Annotated in this window: 19 protein-coding genes and 1 other RNA gene; 15 read left to right on the forward strand and 5 right to left on the reverse strand. The window is 51.2% G+C overall.

What is annotated here, in order from left to right; genetic code table 11:
• Window positions 1-196: 196 nt before the first annotated feature.
• Window positions 197-1,768 carry a galactarate dehydratase gene (gene garD, locus OGY13_RS07310; RefSeq protein ID WP_057067637.1) on the reverse strand — a complete coding sequence of 524 codons (1,572 nt, stop codon included), beginning with the start codon at window positions 1,766-1,768 and terminating at the stop codon, window positions 197-199.
• A 405-nt stretch (window positions 1,769-2,173) separates the two neighbouring features.
• Between garD and garP the strand changes: the two genes are divergently transcribed.
• From garP to OGY13_RS07380, 14 genes are all read left to right on the forward strand, one after another.
• Window positions 2,174-3,508 (forward strand): galactarate/glucarate/glycerate transporter GarP, encoded by a 1,335-nt coding sequence (gene garP, locus OGY13_RS07315; protein ID WP_008785890.1) that lies wholly within the window; start codon window positions 2,174-2,176, stop codon window positions 3,506-3,508.
• Between the two features lie 15 nt (window positions 3,509-3,523).
• Window positions 3,524-4,294, forward strand: coding sequence for a 2-dehydro-3-deoxyglucarate aldolase (garL, locus tag OGY13_RS07320; protein ID WP_008785889.1), 771 nt, complete (start codon window positions 3,524-3,526; stop codon window positions 4,292-4,294).
• Between the two features lie 30 nt (window positions 4,295-4,324).
• Entirely contained in the window at window positions 4,325-5,215 is an 891-nt protein-coding gene (gene garR, locus OGY13_RS07325) for a 2-hydroxy-3-oxopropionate reductase (protein WP_003828600.1), read from the forward strand.
• Window positions 5,216-5,280: 65 nt separating this feature from the next.
• Window positions 5,281-6,426 carry a glycerate 2-kinase gene (gene garK, locus OGY13_RS07330; protein ID WP_032934186.1) on the forward strand — a complete coding sequence of 382 codons (1,146 nt, stop codon included), beginning with the start codon at window positions 5,281-5,283 and terminating at the stop codon, window positions 6,424-6,426.
• 32 nt (window positions 6,427-6,458) lie between these two features.
• Window positions 6,459-6,835: RNase P RNA component class A (rnpB, locus tag OGY13_RS07335), an RNA gene on the forward strand.
• A 1,075-nt stretch (window positions 6,836-7,910) separates the two neighbouring features.
• Window positions 7,911-8,849 carry a transcriptional regulator TdcA gene (tdcA, locus tag OGY13_RS07340; protein WP_003828596.1) on the forward strand — a complete coding sequence of 313 codons (939 nt, stop codon included), beginning with the start codon at window positions 7,911-7,913 and terminating at the stop codon, window positions 8,847-8,849.
• 98 nt (window positions 8,850-8,947) lie between these two features.
• Window positions 8,948-9,937 carry a bifunctional threonine ammonia-lyase/L-serine ammonia-lyase TdcB gene (gene tdcB / locus OGY13_RS07345; protein ID WP_003828594.1) on the forward strand — a complete coding sequence of 330 codons (990 nt, stop codon included), beginning with the start codon at window positions 8,948-8,950 and terminating at the stop codon, window positions 9,935-9,937.
• Window positions 9,938-9,959: 22 nt separating this feature from the next.
• The gene (gene tdcC, locus OGY13_RS07350) at window positions 9,960-11,291 is read left to right on the forward strand and encodes a threonine/serine transporter TdcC (RefSeq protein WP_008785886.1); all 1,332 of its coding nucleotides are present in this window, start codon (window positions 9,960-9,962) and stop codon (window positions 11,289-11,291) included.
• Window positions 11,292-11,322: 31 nt separating this feature from the next.
• The gene (gene tdcD, locus OGY13_RS07355) at window positions 11,323-12,531 is read left to right on the forward strand and encodes a propionate kinase (protein WP_100271876.1); all 1,209 of its coding nucleotides are present in this window, start codon (window positions 11,323-11,325) and stop codon (window positions 12,529-12,531) included.
• Between the two features lie 28 nt (window positions 12,532-12,559).
• On the forward strand, window positions 12,560-14,854 hold the full coding sequence (gene tdcE, locus OGY13_RS07360) for a 2-ketobutyrate formate-lyase/pyruvate formate-lyase (protein ID WP_003828587.1): 2,295 nt from the start codon (window positions 12,560-12,562) through the stop codon (window positions 14,852-14,854).
• A gap of 13 nt (window positions 14,855-14,867) precedes the next feature.
• Entirely contained in the window at window positions 14,868-15,263 is a 396-nt protein-coding gene (locus OGY13_RS07365; RefSeq protein ID WP_003024870.1) for an enamine/imine deaminase, read from the forward strand.
• Between the two features lie 87 nt (window positions 15,264-15,350).
• Window positions 15,351-16,715, forward strand: coding sequence for an L-serine ammonia-lyase (gene tdcG, locus OGY13_RS07370; protein ID WP_008785882.1), 1,365 nt, complete (start codon window positions 15,351-15,353; stop codon window positions 16,713-16,715).
• Between the two features lie 744 nt (window positions 16,716-17,459).
• Window positions 17,460-18,791 carry an SLC5/6 family protein gene (locus OGY13_RS07375; protein ID WP_020996346.1) on the forward strand — a complete coding sequence of 444 codons (1,332 nt, stop codon included), beginning with the start codon at window positions 17,460-17,462 and terminating at the stop codon, window positions 18,789-18,791.
• Between the two features lie 24 nt (window positions 18,792-18,815).
• Window positions 18,816-20,126 (forward strand): L-cysteine desulfidase family protein, encoded by a 1,311-nt coding sequence (locus OGY13_RS07380; protein ID WP_213752898.1) that lies wholly within the window; start codon window positions 18,816-18,818, stop codon window positions 20,124-20,126.
• A gap of 54 nt (window positions 20,127-20,180) precedes the next feature.
• Here OGY13_RS07380 and OGY13_RS07385 read toward each other — a convergent pair whose 3' ends face one another.
• Both OGY13_RS07385 and OGY13_RS07390 read right to left on the reverse strand, forming a co-directional pair.
• Window positions 20,181-20,330, reverse strand: coding sequence for a protein YhaL (locus tag OGY13_RS07385; RefSeq protein ID WP_003828578.1), 150 nt, complete (start codon window positions 20,328-20,330; stop codon window positions 20,181-20,183).
• Between the two features lie 26 nt (window positions 20,331-20,356).
• The gene (locus OGY13_RS07390; protein WP_057067547.1) at window positions 20,357-21,058 is read right to left on the reverse strand and encodes a pirin family protein; all 702 of its coding nucleotides are present in this window, start codon (window positions 21,056-21,058) and stop codon (window positions 20,357-20,359) included.
• A 104-nt stretch (window positions 21,059-21,162) separates the two neighbouring features.
• Between OGY13_RS07390 and yhaJ the strand changes: the two genes are divergently transcribed.
• Window positions 21,163-22,059 (forward strand): DNA-binding transcriptional regulator YhaJ, encoded by an 897-nt coding sequence (gene yhaJ, locus OGY13_RS07395; protein WP_003024855.1) that lies wholly within the window; start codon window positions 21,163-21,165, stop codon window positions 22,057-22,059.
• A gap of 108 nt (window positions 22,060-22,167) precedes the next feature.
• Here the strand turns inward: yhaJ and OGY13_RS07400 are convergent, their stop codons facing one another.
• Complete coding sequence (locus OGY13_RS07400; RefSeq protein ID WP_008785879.1) at window positions 22,168-22,533, reverse strand: DUF805 domain-containing protein; 366 nt, start codon at window positions 22,531-22,533, stop codon at window positions 22,168-22,170.
• Between the two features lie 125 nt (window positions 22,534-22,658).
• Window positions 22,659-23,645, reverse strand: coding sequence for a glutathionyl-hydroquinone reductase YqjG (yqjG, locus tag OGY13_RS07405; RefSeq protein ID WP_008785878.1), 987 nt, complete (start codon window positions 23,643-23,645; stop codon window positions 22,659-22,661).
• Between the last annotated feature and the right edge of the window lie 31 nt (window positions 23,646-23,676).

A 23,676-nucleotide genomic window follows, 5' to 3' on the forward strand; every position in this document is an offset into this window, starting at 1 on the left:
AAATATAACATAAAACAATGGCGATGTTATTTCGTTTAATTTCATGTTGTTAGGTTCATTTTGTGGGTTTGAATCGAAAAAAACAGATGTTTAAAAAAACCTCTTAAAATGCGAACGTTATCACTTTATTTGTTGTTACATAGACATAAAAAACGGGGATAAATCCCCGTTTTTTCGTTGGCTTTCGTTTCGATAATCAGGTCACTGGCGCCGGGTTAAACACCGCCAGCTGGTTATGCAGTCCCCACTGATCCGAGAAGGTTTTCTTACGCCCGCTGGCGACGTCGAGAATAAATTCGAACAGTTTCAGACCCACATCTTCAATGGTTTCTTCTCCGGTGGCGATGGTGCCCGCGTTAATGTCCATCAGGTCAAACCAACGGTTGGCCAGCTCGGTGCGTGTCGCCATTTTAATCACCGGCACGGCCATCAGGCCATATGGCGTACCGCGACCGGTAGTGAACACCTGCACGGTGATCCCGGAAGCGACCTGTTGTGTACCGCAAACAAAATCACTGGCGGGGGTTGCAGCGTAAATCAGGCCACGTTTGGTTGGACGCTGACCCGGCGACAATACTTCGACAATCGCGCTCTTGCCAGACTTGGCAATCGAACCCAGCGCCTTTTCCACCACGTTTGCCAGACCACCTTTCTTGTTGCCCGGAGAAGGGTTGGCGCTGCGATCCGTTTTGCCCATATCAAGGTAGTTATCGTACCAGGCCATCTCTTCGAGCAGGCGTTTACCTACTTCTTCGTTAATCGCACGTGGGGTCAGAAGGTGGATGGCATCGCGCACTTCGGTTACTTCAGAGAACATTACGGTCGCGCCGCAGCGTACTAACAGGTCGGAGGCATAACCCACCGCTGGGTTGGCCGTCACGCCGGAAAACGCATCGCTACCGCCGCACTGCATGCCGACCACCAGTTCTGAAGCCGGGCAGGTTTCACGTTGGCGCTGATTGAGCTTTGCCAGATGACGTTCGGCCACCTGCAGAATATCGGTGACCATCGATTGAAAGCCGACGTGCTTTTCATCCTGCAGGCTGACGATACTGGCGCTGTCGACCGGAATACTTTTCACATCGTGCGTGCCTTCCAGCAGCCGCTCAGGCTGCAGTTTTTCGCAACCGAGGCCGATGACCATCACTTCACCGCCAAAATTCGGGTTAAGCGCAATATTGTGAATGGTGCGAATCGGCACGATGGCGGCTGGAGCATTGATCGCCACGCCGCAGCCGTACAGATGATTGAGCCCCACCACACCGTCAACGTTCGGGTATTTAGGCAGCAGATCGCGCTCAATGATTTTCACCACATAGTCCACCACGCCCGCTACGCAGTGCACGCTGGTGGAGATACCGAGTAGATTTTTGGTACCAACGCTACCGTCAGCATTGCGGTAACCTTCAAAGGTATAACCCTCAAGAGGCGGCAGCGGCTCTGGCACTTTAGTTGCCAGCGGCAGCGTCTCCAGCGGCGGGGCTTTGGGCAGTTCAACCATTGATTCATCAATCCAGCTGCCGCGTGGGATATCGCGAACGGCATAGCCTATCACTTCGCCATAACGCACGATTTCGCCATGAACAGGAATATCCAATAGCGCCACTTTATGACCCTGGGGAATATGTTCAATGAGTTCCAGTCCGTCCGGAAAACGCGTTCCGGCTTTCAGACCATTGTCATTGACAATTATCGCCACATTATCTGTTTCGTGAACTTTAATATAAAACGCCGTTGGCGATTCTTGTCTGATTTCGATGTCGGCCATTGTCCAGTATTCTCCAACAAGGTGGTGATAATAGTGTGGATATTTATATTTTGAATCTAATTGTAAGTAATAAAGATTCGGTATCGTGAAATAAGAATGTCAGGAGTTTAACGTGAAGAATGTGACGATGATCACTTAAACTCAGCAAGGCCGCGTCACCAGGGGTAGCAATACGTAAATGTGTGCATTAGCGCCCATGCTTGTGTGCATATGCCCAAAAAAATAATTTAATAACGCGTATTTAATGAGCACTTGCACAATGATTAACGTTGTGCTGATGATTATACTAAATCACGGTTTCATAACGTCTGATAAATTATTATCTATTTTTATTATCGGTAATTTATCACGAGAAATACCCACAAAATAATAATAAAAACCTTTTATGTGCCCGAGGTAAATAGAATGATATTGGATACAGTTGTCGAGAAAAAGAAAGGTACGCACACCCGTTATTTAATATTGCTGATAATATTTATTGTTACAGCCGTTAACTATGCGGACCGTGCGACGCTGTCTATTGCCGGAACTGAAGTGGCGAAAGAGTTACATCTCAGCGCCATCTCAATGGGTTACATTTTCTCCGCCTTCGGCTGGGCTTACCTGTTGATGCAAATCCCCGGCGGCTGGCTGCTGGATAAATTCGGCTCGAAGAAAGTCTACACCTACAGTTTGTTCTTCTGGTCACTGTTTACCTTCCTGCAGGGCTTTGTGGACATGTTCCCGCTGGCCTGGGCGGGTATTTCAATGTTCATCATGCGCTTTATGCTGGGCTTCTCGGAAGCGCCATCCTTCCCGGCTAATGCCCGTATCGTGGCAGCCTGGTTCCCAACGAAAGAGCGCGGCACGGCATCCGCGATTTTTAACTCCGCACAGTATTTCTCCCTGGCGCTGTTTTCCCCGCTGCTCGGCTGGCTGACCTTCGCCTGGGGCTGGGAGCACGTCTTTACCGTGATGGGCGTGATTGGTTTTGTGCTTACCGGGCTGTGGGTAAAGTTTATTCATAACCCAACCGATCACCCGCGCATGTCGCAAGAAGAGTTGAAGTTTATCTCTGAAAACGGCGCGGTCGTGGATATGGACCATAAAAAACCGGGCGATGTGAAGTCAGGTGGTCCTAAACTGCATTATATCAAGCAGTTGCTCACGAATCGTATGATGCTTGGTGTGTTCTTTGGCCAGTATTTTATCAACACAATTACCTGGTTTTTTCTCACCTGGTTCCCGATTTACCTGGTTCAGGAAAAAGGTATGTCGATTCTGAAAGTGGGCCTGGTGGCTTCGATTCCGGCACTGTGCGGGTTTTTCGGTGGCGTGCTCGGCGGCGTGTTCTCTGATTATCTGATTAAACGTGGTTTCAGCATTACCCTGGCGCGTAAGCTGCCGATAGTGCTCGGCATGTTGCTCGCATCGACCATTATTCTGTGTAACTACACCGATAATACCGCTCTTGTGGTGGCGCTGATGGCGCTGGCGTTCTTCGGTAAAGGTTTCGGCGCGCTGGGTTGGCCGGTGATTTCCGATACCGCGCCGAAAGAGATTGTCGGTCTGTGCGGTGGGGTATTTAACGTATTTGGCAACGTGGCTTCCATCGTCACCCCGCTGGTGATTGGGTATCTGGTGAGCGAGCTGCACTCATTTAATGCTGCGCTGATGTTTGTAGGGTGCTCGGCGCTGATGGCAATGGTTTGCTACCTGTTTATTGTCGGTGACATTAAACGTATGGAATTGCAGAAATAAACAAAGGTATAGGCGATGAATAACACGATTTTCCCGAATAAGTTTAAAGCGGCCCTCGCGGCGCAACAAATTCAGATTGGCTGCTGGTCTGCATTGGCCAGCCCAATCAGTACCGAAGTTTTAGGCCTGGCAGGTTTTGACTGGCTGGTACTGGATGGCGAACATGCGCCGAATGATATCTCGACGTTTATTCCGCAATTGATGGCGCTGAAAGGCAGCGACAGCGCGGCGGTAGTGCGTGTACCAACCAACGAGCCGGTAATTATCAAGCGTCTGCTGGATATCGGGTTTTACAACTTCCTGATCCCGTTCGTTGAGACGGAAGAAGAAGCGGTTAACGCTGTGGCGTCGACCCGCTATCCGCCGGAAGGTATTCGCGGCGTGTCCGTATCCCATCGCGCCAATATGTTTGGCACCGTACCGGACTACTTTGCGCAGTCGAATAAGAACATCACCATCATCGTGCAGATCGAAAGTCAGCAGGGCGTTGATAACGTTGACGCAATCGCGGCGACAGAAGGCGTTGACGGTGTCTTCGTCGGACCAAGCGATCTGGCTGCGGCGCTAGGTCACCTCGGCAATGCGTCACATCCTGATGTGCAGAAAGCTATCCAGCACATTTTTGCCCGCGCGAAAGCACACGGCAAACCAAGCGGCATTCTGGCCCCGGTAGAGGCGGATGCGCGTCGTTATCTGGAGTGGGGCGCGACGTTTGTTGCCGTTGGCAGCGACCTTGGCGTGTTCCGTTCAGCCACGCAGAAACTGGCTGATTCTTTTAAGAAATAACCACCATCGACAGTAGAGAGAGATAAAGACATGACAATGAAAGTTGGTTTTATTGGCCTCGGTATTATGGGTAAACCAATGAGTAAAAACCTCCTCAAGGCAGGTTACTCGCTGGTGGTTGCTGACCGTAACCCGGAATCCATTGCGGAAGTAATTGCCGCAGGTGCTGAAACTGCCGCCACGGCGAAAGATATCGCTGAGCAGTGTGATGTGATCATCACCATGCTGCCGAACTCTCCGCATGTTAAGGAAGTGGCACTGGGTGAAGGCGGCATTATTGAAGGGGCGAAACCGGGCACAGTGCTTATCGACATGAGCTCCATTGCACCGTTGGCCAGCCGTGAAATTAGCGACGCGCTGAAAGCGAAAGGCGTGGATATGTTGGATGCGCCGGTCAGCGGCGGCGAGCCAAAAGCGATTGACGGCACGTTGTCGGTGATGGTCGGCGGCGATAAAGCGATTTTCGACAAGTACTACGATCTGCTGAAAGCGATGGCAGGCTCCGTGGTGCATACCGGTGAAATTGGTGCGGGTAACGTTACCAAGCTGGCGAATCAGGTGATTGTGGCGCTGAACATTGCGGCGATGTCTGAAGCGCTGACGCTGGCGACCAAAGCGGGTGTGAATCCGGATCTGGTGTATCAGGCGATCCGTGGCGGGCTGGCAGGCAGCACCGTGCTGGATGCGAAAGCGCCGATGGTGATGGATCGCAACTTTAAACCAGGTTTCCGTATTGACCTGCATATCAAAGACCTGGCGAACGCGCTGGATACCTCTCATGGCGTTGGCGCTCAGTTGCCGCTGACTGCAGCAGTCATGGAGATGATGCAGGCGCTACGCGCAGATGGATTGGGTACTGCCGATCACAGTGCGCTCGCATGCTACTACGAAAAACTGGCGAAAGTGGAAGTCACTCGCTAACAAGAAGGGCGCGGATGTGCGCCCTGTATTTCTTGCCTTGCGCGGCACAGTCAGGCTACATAACTATGAAAATCGTAATTGCCCCAGACTCTTATAAAGAAAGCCTTTCTGCCACCGAGGTAGCTCAGGCAATAGAAAAAGGATTTCGGGAAATTTTCCCCGATGCGCAATATGTTTCTGTTCCGGTTGCCGATGGCGGCGAAGGAACGGTTGAAGCCATGATTGCCGCGACGCAAGGGAGTGAACATTCAGCGCAAGTAACGGGGCCGCTGGGCGAAAAAGTGAATGCCTGCTGGGGCATGTCTGGAGATGGTAAAACTGCGTTTATCGAAATGGCGGCAGCCAGCGGTCTGGCGTTGGTGCCTCCTGAAAAGCGCAACCCTTTAGTCACTACGTCACGCGGTACCGGAGAGCTGATTTTGCAGGCGCTGGATAGCGGTGCGCAGAGCATCATTATTGGCATCGGCGGCAGTGCCACCAACGACGGTGGCGCGGGTATGGTGCAGGCGCTGGGGGCAAAACTTTGCGACGCCAACGGGACAGAAATTGGCTATGGTGGTGGAAGCCTGATGAGTCTGAACTCCATCGATATCTCGGGTCTGGATCCGCGCTTAAAAACCTGTTCCATTCGCGTGGCCTGTGATGTGACTAATCCACTCATCGGCGATTCTGGCGCTTCGCGCATTTTTGGCCCGCAGAAAGGGGCGACGGAAGAACGCATTCTCGAACTGGACCGTAATCTGTCTCACTATGCCGACATCATTAAAAAATCGCTGCGGGTCGATGTGAAAGATGTGCCAGGCTCCGGTGCGGCAGGCGGAATGGGCGCGGCATTAATGGCTTTTTTAGGCGCCGAGCTGCGCAGCGGTATCGAGATTGTGACCCAGGCGCTCAATCTGGAAGAGCATATTCACGACTGTACGCTGGTGGTGACCGGCGAAGGGCGGATCGACAGCCAGAGCATTCACGGCAAAGTGCCGGTAGGCGTGGCGAATGTCGCGAAGAAGTACCACAAGCCGGTTATTGGTATTGGCGGCAGCCTGACGCGCGATGTGGAGGTAGTGCATCAATATGGTATCGATGCGGTGTTTAGCGTATTGACCAGCATCAGCACGCTGGAAGAGGCCTTCCGTGGGGCATTTGATAATATTTATCGCGCCTCAAGAAACATCGCTGCCACGTTAGCGATAGGAATGCGCAGTGCGGGGTGACATTGCCCCGCAAACCCTCTATACTGCGCGCCGAAGCTGACCAGACAGTCGCCGCTTCGTCGTCGTCCTCTTCGGGGGAGACGGGCGGAGGGGAGGAAAGTCCGGGCTCCATAGGGCAGGGTGCCAGGTAACGCCTGGGGGGGAAACCCACGACCAGTGCAACAGAGAGCAAACCGCCGATGGCCCACGCAAGTGGGATCAGGTAAGGGTGAAAGGGTGCGGTAAGAGCGCACCGCGCGGCTGGTAACAGTCCGTGGCACGGTAAACTCCACCCGGAGCAAGGCCAAATAGGGGTTCACAAGGTACGGCCCGTACTGAACCCGGGTAGGCTGCTTGAGCCAGTGAGCGATTGCTGGCCTAGATGAATGACTGTCCACGACAGAACCCGGCTTATCGGTCAGCTTCACTCTTTATAAAACCCCGCTTCGGCGGGGTTTTTGCTTTCAGGGTAAGCCAGATGAATGACTGTCCACGACGCTATGCTCAAAAGAACGCGGCTTATCGGTCAGCTTCACTCTTTATAAAGCCTCGCTTCGGCGGGGTTTTTGCTTTCAGGGTAAGCCAGATGAATGACTGTCCACGACGCTATGCTCAAAAGAACCCGGCTTATCGGTCAGCTTCACTCTTTAATAAAACCCCGCTTCGGCGGGGTTTTTGCTTTCTGGGCAGGTTGCCATGCCTGATGGCGCTGCGCTTATCAGGCCTACTGGGGGAGAGACTGGTTTTGTAGGCCGGATAAGGTGTTTACACCGCCATCCGGCAGAGGTTTTACAGCGAGCATTGAGATTGGTTTTCGAGGATGCAGGCGCTTATTTCCTTCTTATCTAATTTTTATATCCCTATTATTTATGCACCGAATTTCTTTTATCTGAGGGGAATGTGTCGGTGGATATTTCTAATTTTGTGACGACCAACACAAAACGCTGCGCGATACGTTTTTATCGAGAACAATCGAACGCAATCGATCGCCATCACAAAATTACTTGCTAATAAATTGCACAAAATCAGTGTTAATATAATGTTGCATATGATAATTGTTTGTGTTTTTTAGATTGAATTTTAATAAATGTAATGTTTCTTTACAAACAAATATGGCGAAAAAATGTGATGCATAACGTTATTTAATCACCATAATCATTAAAATATAATTAAATTTGATAAGTTGTTTATTAAATTTAAGCGCCATCTTGCCTGATAATTGTTCTGTAATTGATTGAAATATAGCCTTTCATGGTTTTAATAAATAGTGGAAAAAATGGGGGTGTTATAGCCATAAAAAATCGTTATCCCCCCATCTTTTTTTGACTAAAGTCAGGATAAAGTGAAATCGATAATTCGTATCTATATGATTATTAAGTGATTTAAATTTTAACGATAGTCTTACAAAATGTAAGTCAAGGGGATTTGTGAGGGGTAGCACATATCCTTGTTCGCTTAATTTGGTACACTTCCTGCCGTCAACAAAGTAATTAACGCAGGTCGATATGAATACTATTACACTCCCTAAAACACAGCACTTAGTGGTCTTTCAGGAAGTCATTAGAAGCGGTTCTATCGGCTCAGCTGCAAAAGAATTAGGTTTAACTCAACCGGCTGTCAGCAAAATCATTAATGATGTAGAGGCTTATTTCGGTATTGAGTTAGTTGTACGTAAAAATACTGGTGTGACATTGACTCAGGCAGGGCAGGTGATGCTCTCATGGTCTGAATCTATTACCCGTGAAATGAAAAACATGGTTGATGAGATGAACAGCATGACGAGCAACGCGGTCGTTGATGTGTCGTTTGGCTTTCCTTCACTGATTGCCTTCACCATCATGTCCGGCATGATTAAAAAATTCAAAGAAGTGTTCCCGAAGGCGCAGGTTTCTATGTATGAAGCTCAGCTCTCCTCCTTCTTACCGGCAATCCGTGACGGACGTCTGGATTTCGCCATCGGTACGCTGAGTGATGAGATGAAACTGCACGATCTGCATGTTGAACCGCTCTTTGAGTCAGACTTTATCCTGGTTGCCAGCAAGTCCCGAACATGCACCGGCATCACCTCGCTGAGCGCGTTGAAAAACGAACAGTGGGTGTTGCCACAAACGAATATGGGGTACTACAGCGAACTTCTTACCACGTTACAGAATAATGGCATCAGCAGTGAAAACATCGTTAAAACAGACTCTGTCGTTACGATTTATAATCTTGTTCTCAATGCTGATTTCTTAACAGTAATTCCCTGCGATATGACCACACCGTTTGGCTCAAACCAGTTTATTACTATCCCGGTAGAAGAAACCTTACCCGTCGCGCGCTATGCCGCCGTGTGGTCGAAAAATTATCGAATTAAAAAAGCAGCATCTATTTTGGTGGAATTAGCCAAAGAATATTCATCATATAATTGTCGGAGACGAAGGCAATTAATTGAAATTGATTAAAGATTGAATTTGTTTTAACACGAAATAAACGCCATTTGTCTATATCTGACAATGCTCACGGCTATCTATTTACTTTAATACCCAGGTAAGAGGTTCTAATGCACATTACATACGATCTCCCAGTTGCAATTGAAGATATCCTCGAAGCGAAAAAAAGACTTGCGGGGAAAATTTATAAAACGGGAATGCCTCGCTCTAACTATTTTAGTGAACGTTGCAAAGGGGAAATTTTCCTCAAGTTTGAAAACATGCAGCGTACCGGTTCATTTAAAATCCGTGGTGCTTTTAACAAGCTCAGTTCATTAACCGAAGCTGAAAGATGTAAGGGCGTGGTGGCTTGCTCTGCAGGTAACCATGCGCAAGGTGTTTCTCTCTCCTGCGCTATGCTCGGAATCGACGGCAAAGTGGTGATGCCGAAAGGCGCACCGAAGTCTAAAGTAGCGGCAACCTGCGATTATTCCGCAGAAGTTGTGCTGCACGGCGACAACTTCAACGACACCATCGCTAAGGTTAGTGAGATTGTGGAAACTGAAGGCCGCATCTTTATTCCACCCTATGATGACCCAAAAGTTATTGCTGGTCAGGGCACTATTGGTCTGGAAATTCTGGAAGATCTGTACGATGTCGATAACGTGATTGTGCCAATTGGCGGTGGTGGACTGATTGCTGGTATTGCGGTGGCAATTAAATCTATTAACCCGACCATTAAAATTATTGGCGTACAGTCTGAAAACGTTCACGGCATGGCGGCTTCTTTCCACGCTGGAGAAATAACCACGCACCGAACGACCGGCACCCTGGCGGATGGTTGTGACGTTTCCCGCCCGGGTACTTTAACGTATGAAATTGTTCGTGAGTTGGTGGATGACATTGTCCTGGTCAGCGAAGATGAAATTCGCAACAGCATGGTGGCATTAATTCAGCGAAATAAAGTTGTGACTGAAGGTGCCGGCGCGCTGGCATGCGCAGCATTATTAAGCGGGAAATTAGATAGCTATATCCAGAACAGAAAAACAGTCAGCATTATTTCTGGCGGTAATATCGACCTTTCTCGTGTATCTCAAATTACTGGTTTAGTTGACGCTTAATATACTTCGTTGAGGATAGGATATGAGTACTACTGATAGCATTGTATCCAGCCAGACAAAACAGTCGTCCTGGCGCAAATCGGACACCACCTGGACACTGGGTTTATTTGGTACAGCCATCGGCGCTGGGGTGCTGTTCTTCCCTATCCGCGCAGGTTTTGGCGGACTGATCCCCATTCTGATCATGCTGGTGTTAGCATACCCCATCGCCTTCTATTGCCACCGTGCGCTGGCACGCCTGTGTCTTTCCGGTTCTAACCCTTCCGGTAACATCACAGAAACGGTTGAAGAGCACTTTGGTAAAACGGGCGGCGTGGTTATCACGTTCCTCTACTTCTTTGCGATTTGTCCGCTGCTGTGGATTTATGGCGTCACCATTACCAACACCTTTATGACCTTCTGGGAAAACCAGCTGCAGATGCCAGCGTTAAACCGTGGCTTCGTGGCGCTGTTCCTGCTGCTGCTGATGGCATTCGTCATCTGGTTTGGTAAAGATCTGATGGTTAAAGTGATGAGCTACCTGGTATGGCCGTTCATTGCCAGCCTGGTGCTTATCTCTCTGTCACTGATTCCTTACTGGAACTCTGCGGTTATCGATCAGGTTGATATCAGCAATATCGCCCTGACTGGCCATGACGGCATCCTGGTTACCGTATGGCTGGGTATTTCCATCATGGTGTTCTCTTTCAACTTCTCGCCAATCGTTTCTTCCTTCGTCGTCTCTAAACGCGAAGAGTATGAGAAAGATTACGGTCGCGAATTCACCGAGCAGAAATGTTCTAAAATCATCTCCCGCGCCAGTATGCTGATGGTTGCGGTAGTAATGTTCTTCGCCTTTAGCTGCCTGTTCACGCTCTCTCCGGCAAACATGGCGGATGCGAAAGCGCAAAACATTCCTGTGCTGTCTTACCTGGCAAACCACTTCGCTTCACTGTCCGGTACGAAGTCCACCTTCGCAACTGTTCTGGAGTACGGTGCTTCAATCATCGCCCTGGTTGCTATCTTCAAATCTTTCTTCGGCCACTATCTGGGGACGCTGGAAGGTCTGAACGGTCTGGTGCTGAAGTTTGGTTACAAAGGCGATAAAACGAAAGTTTCTGCCGGCAAACTTAATACCATCAGCATGATCTTCATCATGGGATCCACCTGGGTTGTGGCTTACGCCAACCCGAACATCCTGGACCTGATTGAAGCAATGGGCGCGCCGATTATTGCCTCTCTGCTCTGCCTGCTGCCGATGTATGCCATCCGTAAAGCGCCATCACTGGCGAAATACCGTGGCCGTCTGGATAACGTGTTTGTTACCGTGATTGGTCTGCTGACCATCCTGAATATCGTCTACAAACTGTTTTAATCCTTAAGCTCAGGATGAGCGGAGTAGTGAAATGAATGAGTTTCCGGTAGTACTGGTTATTAACTGTGGTTCGTCTTCCATTAAATTCTCAGTGCTGGATGCAGCAAACTGTGAAGTTTTAATGGCGGGGATCGCAGACGGTATTAACTCTGAAAATGCGTTCATAGCAATTAATGGGGGAGAGCCAGCTAAGCTGGCTCACCACAGCTACGAAGACGCATTAAAAGCAATTGCCGTTGAACTAGAGAAACGTAATTTAATGGACAGTGTGGCCTTAATTGGCCACCGCATTGCCCACGGCGGAAATATCTTTACCGAATCAGCAATTATTACTGACGAAGTTATCGATAATATTCGTCGGGTATCGCCGCTAGCTCCGTTACATAATTATGCGAACCTGAGTGGGATCGAATCTGCTCAGCACCTTTTCCCAGGCGTGCAGCAGGTGGCGGTATTTGATACCAGCTTCCACCAGACGATGGCTCCTGAAGCCTATCTGTACGGTTTACCGTGGAAATATTTTGAGGAGTTGGGCGTTCGTCGTTATGGCTTCCACGGCACGTCGCACCGCTATGTTTCTCAACGGGCGCATGAGCTTCTTGACCTGCAGAGTGATGACTCCGGTCTGGTTGTGGCGCACCTTGGGAACGGCGCGTCAATCTGTGCGGTACGTAATGGACAGAGCGTTGATACCTCAATGGGCATGACGCCGCTGGAAGGGCTGATGATGGGCACACGCAGCGGCGACGTCGATTTCGGCGCGATGGCGTGGATTGCCAGCGAAACCAACCAGACGCTGAGCGACCTTGAGCGCGTAGTGAATAAAGAGTCCGGTTTACTAGGTATTTCCGGTCTGTCCTCTGACTTACGTACGTTAGAAAAAGCCTGGCACGAAGGACATGAGCGTGCGCAGCTGGCGATTAAAACGTTTGTGCATCGTATTGCACGCCATATCGCCGGACATGCCGCATCGCTGCATCGTCTTGATGGGATTATTTTCACCGGCGGAATTGGTGAGAACTCGGTATTAATTCGTCGTCTGGTTATTGAACATCTCGCCGTTTTAGGGGTGAATATCGACAGCGAAATGAATAGCCTGCCAAATTCCCATGGCGAAAGAATTATCTCTAATAAAGATGCTCGTGTTATTTGTGCGGTTATTCCCACAAATGAAGAGAAAATGATTGCGCGTGATGCCATTGCCTTAGGCAAAATTAATACACCAGTAGAATTTGCATAATTAAATTTCAGCAGAGAGATTATTTTTCATGAAGGTAAATATCGATACCAGCGATATGCTGTATGCCGAAGCCTGGAATGGCTTTAAAGGTACGGACTGGAAAGAAGAAATTAATGTCCGTGATTTTATTCAGCACAACTATACGCCTTATGAAGGGGATGAATCTTTCCTCGCCGAAGCAACGCCTGCGACCACTGCATTGTGGGAAAAAGTTATGGCGGGCATCCGTATTGAAAACTCGACGCATGCGCCGGTTGATTTCGATACCAATATTGCGACCACGATAACCGCGCATGACGCCGGTTATATTGAACAAGAACTGGAAAAAATCGTCGGTCTGCAAACGGATAAGCCGCTCAAGCGTGCTCTGCATCCGTTTGGCGGCATCAACATGATCAAAAGCTCTTTTGATGCTTATGGTCGTGAGATGGATGCTGATTTTGAATACCAGTTTACTGAACTGCGTAAAACCCATAACCAGGGCGTATTCGATGCCTACTCTCCGGATATGCTGCGCTGCCGTAAATCCGGCGTGCTGACCGGTCTGCCGGATGGTTACGGTCGTGGTCGTATCATCGGTGATTACCGCCGCGTCGCGCTGTATGGTATCCGCTATCTGGTGCGTGAGCGTGAACTGCAGTTTGCCGATCTCCAGTCGAACCTGGAGTGGGGCCAGAATCTTGAAGCCACGATTCGTCTTCGCGAAGAGCTGTCTGAACACCGTCGCGCCCTGCTGCAAATGCAGGAAATGGCGGCGAAATACGGCTGCGATATTTCCCGTCCGGCGCGTAATGCGCAGGAAGCGGTGCAGTGGGTGTACTTTGCTTACCTGGCTGCGGTGAAATCTCAGAACGGTGGTGCTATGTCGCTGGGCCGTACCGCATCGTTCCTCGATATCTATATTGAGCGCGATTTCAAAGCGGGCGTGTTAAATGAGCAGCAGGCGCAGGAACTGATCGACCACTTCATTATGAAGATCCGTATGGTGCGCTTCCTGCGTACGCCGGAATTCGACACTTTGTTCTCAGGCGACCCTATCTGGGCGACCGAAGTTATCGGCGGTATGGGGCTGGATGGCCGCACGCTGGTGACGAAAAACTCGTTCCGCTACCTGCATACGCTGCACACCATGGGCCCGGCACCTGAGCCGAACCTGACGGTGCTGTGGTCTGAGCAGCTACCGATAGCCTTCAAAAAGTACGCCGCCCAGGTGTCTATCATCACTTCGTCTTTGCAGTATGAAAACGACGATTTGATGCGTGCCGACTTTGACAGCGATGACTATGCCATTGCCTGCTGCGTCAGCCCGATGGTTATCGGCAAGCAAATGCAGTTCTTCGGGGCGCGTGCCAACCTCGCCAAAACGTTGCTGTATGCAATCAACGGCGGCGTGGATGAGAAACTGAAAATCCAGGTCGGGCCGAAAACGGCACCGCTGATGGATGACGTGTTGGACTACGACACGGTGATGGAGAGCCTGGACCACTTTATGGACTGGCTGGCCGTGCAGTACATCAGCGCGTTGAACATCATCCACTACATGCACGACAAGTACAGCTACGAAGCTTCGCTGATGGCGCTGCACGATCGTGATGTCTATCGCACGATGGCCTGTGGTATGGCGGGTCTGTCCGTGGCGGCGGATTCTCTGTCGGCTATCAAATACGCTCGCGTGAAACCGATTCGTGATGAAAATGGTCTGGCAGTTGATTTCGAAATCGAAGGCGACTATCCGCAATACGGTAACAACGACGAGCGCGTAGACAGCATTGCCTGCGACCTGGTTGAACGCTTTATGAAGAAAATTAAGGTGTTACCAACCTACCGTAACGCGGTGCCGACGCAGTCTATTCTGACCATTACCTCCAACGTGGTGTACGGACAGAAAACCGGTAACACGCCGGACGGACGTCGCGCAGGTACGCCGTTTGCGCCAGGGGCGAACCCGATGCACGGCCGCGATCGTAAAGGTGCGGTGGCGTCGTTAACCTCGGTTGCCAAACTGCCGTTCACCTATGCCAAAGACGGTATCTCGTACACCTTCTCCATTGTGCCGGCAGCGCTGGGCAAAGAGGATGGAGTGCGTAAAACCAACCTGGTCGGTCTGCTGGACGGTTACTTCCACCATGAAGCACATGTGGAAGGTGGTCAGCATCTGAACGTTAACGTTATGAACCGTGAAATGTTGATGGATGCCATTGAGCACCCGGAAAACTATCCGAACCTGACGATCCGCGTGTCTGGTTATGCGGTGCGCTTCAACGCGCTGACCCGCGAACAGCAGCAGGATGTTATTTCACGTACTTTCACCCAGGCGCTCTGACGCCGGAGGGACTATGAGAAAAGTAATTGCTACCGAATGTGCGCCAGGGGCGATTGGGCCTTACGTACAGGGTGTGGATCTGGGCAGCATGGTGTTGACGTCAGGTCAAATCCCGGTGTGTCCACAGACCGGTGAAGTGGCTGAAAACGTGTCCGATCAGGCGCGTCAAAGCCTGGAAAACGTGAAAGCGATCGTCGAGTCCGCAGGTTTGAAAGTGAGCGATATCGTGAAGACGACCGTTTTCGTTTCTGACCTGAACGACTTCGCCACCATTAATCAGGTGTACCAGCAGTTCTTTGATGAGCATAAGGCAATCTACCCCACGCGCAGTTGCGTGCAGGTCGCCCGCTTACCAAAGGATGTGAAGCTGGAGATTGAAGCCATCGCCGTACGTGGCGACACGCTGTAATCCCTTGCGGGGCGATCTCAGGATCGCCCCGATCCTTAATGAGTGTGAAACCTGGTCTTCACTGAACGGCAATCCGAGGGTGTGGATATGATTAGCGCATTCGATATTTTTAAGATTGGCATTGGACCTTCCAGCTCCCATACCGTGGGGCCAATGAACGCAGGTAAAAGCTTTATCGATCTGTTGGTCAGCAGCGGGGAACTCCCCAAGGCTACGCATATTGTGGTCGATCTTTATGGATCACTTTCCCTGACCGGAAAAGGTCATGCGACAGATGTCGCCATCATGATGGGACTGGCCGGTAACAGTCCGCAAAACGTTAATATAGATTCTATCGCTGGTTTTACTCAGGAAGTGGCCCGTACCGGACGTTTACCGGTTGCAGAGGGCACGCATATTGTCGATTTCTCCCCAGACAAAAATATCCTCTTTCACGCCGAAACGCTGCCGCGCCATGAAAATGGCATGCGTATCACCGCATGGAACGGCACCGAGACGCTATTAAGCAAAACCTATTACTCCGTCGGCGGTGGTTTTATCGTTGAAGAGGAGCAATTTGGTCAGGCGCATGATGTTGAAGCACACGTGCCCTACAATTTTCATTCCGCCAGCGAACTGCTGAAACTGTGCGAGCGCAACGGGCTTTCCGTTTCCGGTCTGATGATGCAGAACGAACTGGCGATGCGTAGCAAAGAAGAAATCGATGCTGGTTTTGCCGCCATCTGGGACGTCATGCACGCCGGCATTGAGCGTGGCATGAACACCGAAGGCGTCCTGCCGGGTCCATTGAACGTCCCGCGCCGCGCCGTGGCATTACGCCGGTTGCTGGTTTCCAGCGATAACCTGTCCAGCGACCCGATGAACGTTATTGACTGGATCAACATGTTCGCGCTGGCCGTGAGCGAAGAAAACGCCGCCGGATGCCGGGTTGTGACGGCACCGACCAACGGCGCATGTGGAATTATCCCTGCCGTATTGGCCTATTACGACAAGTTCCGCCGTCCGGTGAATGCAAACTCCATTGCCCGTTACTTGCTGGCCGCGGGGGCGATAGGGGCGCTGTATAAGATGAACGCCTCTATTTCTGGTGCCGAAGTCGGCTGTCAGGGTGAAATTGGCGTAGCCTGTTCAATGGCGGCAGCCGGGCTGACCGAGTTGCTCGGCGGTAGCCCGTCGCAGGTTTGTATTGCGGCAGAAATCGCCATGGAGCATAACCTGGGGCTGACCTGCGATCCGGTTGCTGGACAGGTGCAAATACCTTGCATTGAGCGTAATGCGATCAACGCGGTAAAAGCCGTCAACGCCGCACGCATGGCGCTACGTCGCACATCTGAGCCACGCGTTTCGCTCGATAAAGTGATCGAGACCATGTATGAAACGGGCAAAGATATGAACGACAAATACCGCGAAACGTCACGCGGTGGTCTGGCGATTAAAGTGGTCTGTACCTGAGATGAAAGGGTGCGTTTGTAGGCCGGATAAGGCGTAAGCGCCGCCATCCGGCAATGAATTCATCAATACGGCATGATAAAAAAGTGCACTTTGGTGTAATACCTCTCAGCTAAGTATGTATGGTGAGTATGTGATTCTTGCTCAGGGTTCCGTTCACCTCAGCGGTGTCATTTCTCTGAAACGCCGTTACCCGTGAACGTGCAAGGGAGGCTCACCGCCGCCTCCCTTGCATCCCGGGCTCCCAGCGGGAAAATCGTCGCTGCGCGAGCTATTCGTCTTATGTCGTCTGCCTGTCGGGTCGGGGCCGAGCCTGCATCCATGCAGGCCGTCCCCTCTGCCCGCATCCCTGCGGGCAGTCCCGGTCAGCCGTCAACGCCTCATCGATTTTCAGCCGGACCGGGGTCATCGCTTCAACCCTCTGACTTCCAGTTAAATCTGTTTTGCTGTTTTAACAAAAAACGCAGAAGGTGAGGTGTTAACTGATCAGCATTAGCACTTTGGTGTACATTTTTTGTTGTGATCTGCTTCAAAAATAGAATTTAAATCCTACATATGCATATAAAAGAGAAAATATTTCTTAACTTTTAGAAATTACAGGGGTTTGTTTGTGAAGTTTTTCTCTGATCCTGCGCGTATGATTTCTTCATTACTCCAATAGCTCACCTGCACCTAAGTACTGCGTATCGCATTGATGCAGTACGAAAAAAATATAAAAACCTCTACCTACACATTGAGCGGGAAATTATGGAAACGGCAACGAATAGTAGCGTAATACTCGACGCATCTGCTCCGGCACGTCGGGCGGGAATGACCGAAAGCGAATGGCGTGAAGCCATTAAGTTCGACAGCACGGACACCGGCTGGGTCATTATGAGTATCGGTATGGCAATTGGCGCGGGGATTGTTTTTCTTCCTGTCCAGGTTGGATTGATGGGGCTGTGGGTGTTCTTGCTCTCCTCTATCATCGGCTACCCAGCCATGTATTTGTTCCAGCGTCTGTTTATCAACACGCTGGCTGAGTCCCCAGAGTGTAAAGACTACCCGAGCGTGATCAGCGGCTATCTGGGTAAGAACTGGGGCATCCTGTTAGGTGCGTTGTATTTTGTGATGCTGGTTATCTGGATGTTCGTTTATTCCACCGCCATCACCAATGACAGCGCCTCCTATCTGCACACGTTTGGTGTGACGGAAGGTTTACTGTCCGACAGCCCGTTCTATGGCCTGGTACTGATTTGCATCCTGGTGGCTATCTCGTCACGCGGGGAACAAATGCTGTTTAAAATCTCCACCGGCATGGTAATGACCAAGCTGCTGGTTGTGGCAGCGCTTGGCGTGTCGATGGTAGGGATGTGGCATCTGCATAACGCGGGTTCACTGCCGCCGATGGCGCTGCTGATCAAAAATGCGATCATCACTCTGCCGTTTACGCTGACCTCGATTCTGTTTATTCAGACCTTAAGCCCGATGGTTATCTCATACCGTTCACGCAACAAATCCATCGAAGTGGCGCGCCATAAAGCCCTGCGTGCCATGAACATCGCGTTCGGTATTCTGTTTGTTACCGTCTTTTTCTACGCCGTTTCCTTCACGTTGGCGATGGGCCACGACGAAGCGGTTAAAGCTTATGAGCAGAACATTTCCGCTCTGGCGATTGCCGCGCAATTTATCAATGGTGCGGGTGCTGGCTGGGTGAAAATCGTCAGCGTTATTCTGAACATTTTCGCCGTTATGACCGCTTTCTTCGGTGTCTACTTAGGTTTCCGTGAAGCGACTCAAGGGATCGTGATGAACATTCTGCGCCGCTATATGCCGGCTGAGAAAATCAACGAAACCTTTGTTCAGCGCGGCATTATGATTTTTGCCATCCTGCTGGCCTGGAGCGCAATTGTGCTCAACGCGCCGGTGCTGAGCTTCACCTCTATTTGTAGCCCTATCTTCGGCATGGTGGGTTGTCTGATCCCGGCCTGGCTGGTCTACAAAGTTCCTGCACTGCACAAATACAAAGGCGCTTCCCTGTATCTGATTATTTTCACGGGCCTGCTGTTGTGCGTTTCTCCGTTCCTGGCATTTTCCTGAGATATTTGAGCAAAGGTTGTTGTTATGTTTGAGACTACATTGAATCCATTATGGGATAGTTTTATCCGCGCGGTGCAGGAAGAAGTTAAGCCTGCGTTGGGCTGTACAGAACCTATCTCTCTGGCTCTGGCGGCGGCGGTTGCCTCCTCTGAGCTGGACGGCGCGGTTGAACGCATTGACGCGTGGGTCTCACCGAACCTGATGAAAAACGGCATGGGCGTTACCGTGCCGGGTACCGGAATGGTCGGGTTACCTGTCGCGGCGGCGCTGGGTGCGCTGGGGGGAAATGCCCGTGCCGGTTTAGAGGTACTGAAAGATGCGTCGCCACAAGCGATCGCCGATGCGAAAGCGATGCTGAGCGCTGGCAAGGTTGCGGTGATGCTGCAGGAGCCTTGCGAGGACATCCTCTTTTCCCGCGCGAAGGTTTACAGCGCTGAAGGATGGGCGTGCGTGACGATTGTGGGCGGTCATACCAACATTGTGCACATCGAGACCAATAAGGGCGTAGTGTTCACCACAGAACAGAATGCTCAGGAAGAGGAACAGGAGTCGCCGCTGGCGGTACTGTCTCACACCTCGCTGGAAGAGATTCTGGCGTTCGTGAATGCGGTACCGTTTGAGTCAATCCGCTTCATTCTCGATGCGGCAAAACTGAACGGTGCGCTGTCTCAGGAAGGGCTGCGCGGTAACTGGGGTTTGCACATCGGAACCACGCTTGAGAAGCAGTGTGCGCGTGGCCTGCTGGCGAATGATCTTTCCACCTCTATTCTGATCCGCACCAGTGCGGCATCGGATGCGCGAATGGGCGGGGCGACGCTGCCGGCCATGAGCAACTCCGGCTCCGGTAATCAGGGCATTACCGCGACTGTTCCGGTGATGGTGGTGGCCGAGCACTTTGGCGTGGATGAGGAGAAACTGGCACGTGCGCTAATGTTGTCTCATCTGAGCGCTATCTACATCCATCATCAGCTTCCGCGTTTGTCTGCACTGTGTGCGGCAACTACGGCGGCGATGGGGGCAGCAGCGGGGATGGCATGGATCGTAGATGGTCGCTACAACACCATCGCGATGGCGATCAGCAGCATGATTGGCGACGTGAGCGGAATGATATGCGATGGCGCTTCAAACAGCTGCGCGATGAAAGTCTCAACCAGTGCTTCCGCGGCGTGGAAAGCGGTACTGATGGCGCTGGATGATACTGCTGTAACCGGCAACGAAGGGATTGTGGCGCATAACGTGGAACAATCTATCGCTAACCTGTGTGCGCTGGCGTGTCGTTCAATGCAGGAAACCGACAAGCAGATTATTGAGATCATGGCCAGTAAGGCACATTAATCTGTAGGCCGGGTAAGCCGTTGGCGCCACCCGGCATAAGTCTAAGCCGCCTGTTCAGGCGGCTTCTTCGTCTTCCAGCCGTAGTTCGGCATCGGCCACAATCGCTTCCAGCTCTGTCAGCATTTCTTCATAGCCGAAGGTAACTGTTTCCTGTTTTTTCGGCTCAACCTGAGGCTGGCGTTTTTTTGATGATTTCTTGCTCAATAGTCGTACTCCATTGTTTTCCCTGACTATACGGGCAAATCTATCAGCAAAGCGCGCAGCGGGGTATCGGCGACTAACGTTATGTTAGTTTCGTCACGAATAAATGCCCCATCGCCACAGGTGAGCGCTTCTTTTTCGGCGCCAGACGTCACCGCATGGAATCTGCCGTGAATCGACTGTAAATAAGCACGTGGCCCATGTAACTGAAAACTCAACGATTCACCTTGCTGTAGCTCAACGTGGTGCACCCATACCTGTTGGCGCAGATGCAGGCTGCCTTGTTCACCGTCCGGCGAGGCCAGCAACTGATGCTTACCGGTGCTCAGCATGGCTTTCTGTACACAGGCGTTTTCACGCTGCGGGCAGGCGTCCAGCCAGAGCTGCATCCGGGTTAACGGTTTGTCTTTGCTGATATTGTGTTCGCTATAGCTAATCCCGGGCTGTGTCGCGAGCAGCAAAACTTCACCTGCTTTGGCCTTGATATGGTTGCCTTCGCTGTCTCGGTACTCCGCTTCCCCTTCGAGGATCAGATTGACGATATCCACCTTCGGATAGGTCCGTGGCTGGAAAGAGGCCCCCGGTGCCAGAACTTCCTGGTTCAGAACACGCAGCGAGGCATAACCCAGCAGTTTAGGATCAAAATAGTGTCCAAAGGAGAAGGTATAACGGGCCTGCAGCCAGCCGTAGTCTGCTTGCCCGCATTGTTTGGCTGTACGGGTAGTAATCATAGTTCTTGACCTCTCTTTACTTCCTTTTATGTTAAATGGCTAGACGCTGCATTGTTAGCCAGATATTCTGCCCGGTATGTTCAAATTTCCTGAATGAGAACGAGATGGCCAAAGAAAGGGCTTTAACGCTTGAAGCGTTACGCGTCATGGACGCAATAGACAGACGCGGTAGTTTTGCTGCTGCGGCAGACGAACTGGGACGCGTTCCTTCCGCACTTAGCTATACCATGCAGAAGCTGGAGGAAGAGCTGGACGTGGTGCTGTTTGACCGCTCAGGCCACCGCACAAAATTCACTAACGTTGGGCGTATGTTGCTGGAGCGCGGGCGCGTACTGCTGGAAGCTGCGGATAAACTGACTACCGATGCCGAAGCATTGGCTCGCGGTTGGGAAACGCATCTGACTATCGTTACCGAAGCGCTGGTGCCGACGGCGGCGTTTTTCCCGCTGATCGACAGGCTTGCCGGGAAGGCCAATACCCAGCTTTCCGTTATTACCGAAGTTCTGGCCGGGGCGTGGGAGCGTCTTGAGCAGGGGCGGGCGGATATCGTGATTGCGCCGGATATGCATTTTCGCTCATCCTCAGAAATCAACTCGCGCAAGCTGTACTCGCTGATGAACGTCTATGTAGCGGCCCCGGATCATCCTATCCATCAGGAGCCGGAACCGTTATCGGAAGTCACCCGCGTTAAATACCGTGGGATCGCGGTGGCGGATACCGCCCGTGAACGTCCGGTGCTGACGGTTCAACTGCTGGATAAGCAGCCGCGTCTGACGGTGAGTACGATAGAAGATAAACGTCAGGCGCTGTTGGCAGGACTTGGCGTGGCGACGATGCCGTACCCGCTGGTGGAAGAGGATATTGCGGCTGGTCGGCTGCGGGTCGTTAGTCCGGAATCGACAAGCGAGATAGATATTATTATGGCCTGGCGTCGTGACAGCATGGGCGAGGCGAAATCCTGGTGTCTGCGGGAAATCCCCAAGCTGTTTGCGGGTAAATAGCCTGACTGTTACGCCGGATGCGGTGCGAAGCACCTTATCCGGCCTGGAAGACGGAGTATGTTGTAGGCCTGATAAGCGCAGCGCCATCAGGCATCTACATATGCTACGTCAGGATAACTGTTTGGGATCGGGCCCGAAGCGGTTGCTCCCCTGAGTCCCGTTTTGACAGTTGAAAATGATGATCACCAGCCAGCCTACGATCGGGATCAGCAGCACCAGTAGCCACCAGGCTGAACGATCGGTGTCATGTAAACGCCGGAACTGTACCGCCCACCACGGAATAAAGACCAGAACCCCGTAAATCGTCGTTAATATGCCTTCTCCACCGGCGCGCTCCCAGCCAAACATTCTGTCCAGAATACCCAGCACGAATGTGAAGATGATGTTGACCAGCACAAACATCCAGTATTCTTTACGACGCGCGCGGCCACCAAAACCAAAGTAATTCTTTAATACGTTTAAATACCAATCCATTTTTGCCTCGTTCTGCATTCAATTACTTGTTTTTAAAGTAATCAAATTAAGAATAGCTGTGAATGAAATGATGGTAAATATTTACGGTGTTAATTATTTAGCCCCCAAATGGGGGCCTGTGTAAATCATGCGAAACGCTCGTCACGCCCATGAGGTTCGTTGAGGTCCTGCCACGGCCCAACAGAAATAATGCCGGTCGGGTTAATGGTTTTGTGGCTACGGAAGTAGTGATTGCGGATATGATCGAAATTGACGGTTTCCGCAATACCCGGCATCTGGTAGATATCACGCAGGAAACCGTACAGGTTCAGATAGTCGCTAATCCGGTGTTTGTCGCACTTGAAGTGGGTGACATACACGGGATCAAAGCGTACCAGCGTGGTCCACAGGCGAATGTCGGCCTCGGTTAGCTGGTCGCCGGTCAGGTAGCGATGTTGCCCAAGGATCTGCTCCAGTCGTGCCAGAGATTGAAAGACGTTATCCACGGCGTCGTCGTAGGCTTCCTGACTGGTGGCAAATCCGGCTTTATACACGCCGTTATTAACGTTGTCATAAATCCAGCCGTTCAGCTCGTCGATTTTGCTTTGCAGGGCAGGGGGATAGTAATCTCCGGCTTTCGCGCCCAGCGCATCAAACGCGGTGTTAAACATGCGGATGATTTCTGCAGATTCGTTGCTGACAATGGTGTGGTTCTTTTTATCCCACAGCACCGGAACGGTGACCCGACCGCTGTAGTGCGGATCGGCGTGTAAATAGAGCTGATAAAGAAATTCGTGTTGATACAGGGTATCGCCGGTTGCCGCCGGGAAGTTATCGTCAAAGGTCCAGCCGTTTTCCAGCATCAGCGGATGCACAACAGAAACGGAAATAAACGGTTCCAGCCCTTTGAGTTTGCGCAAAATCAGCGTGCGATGCGCCCACGGGCAGGCCAGAGAAACGTACAGATGATAGCGGTCTTTTTCGGCAGCAAAGCCACCTTCACCGGTCGGGCCAGGCGCGCCATCCGCGGTGAGCCAGTTACGGAAAGCCGATGCAGAACGTTGAAATTTTCCACCGGTTGATTTGGTATCGTACCAGGTGTCATGCCAGACGCCGTCAATCAGTTGTCCCATGATTTTCGCCTCCTCAGATAGCAAAAGCGAG

The organism is Citrobacter sp. Cpo045, assembly GCF_030332875.1.
In the GTDB taxonomy this organism is placed as follows: domain Bacteria; phylum Pseudomonadota; class Gammaproteobacteria; order Enterobacterales; family Enterobacteriaceae; genus Citrobacter; species Citrobacter portucalensis.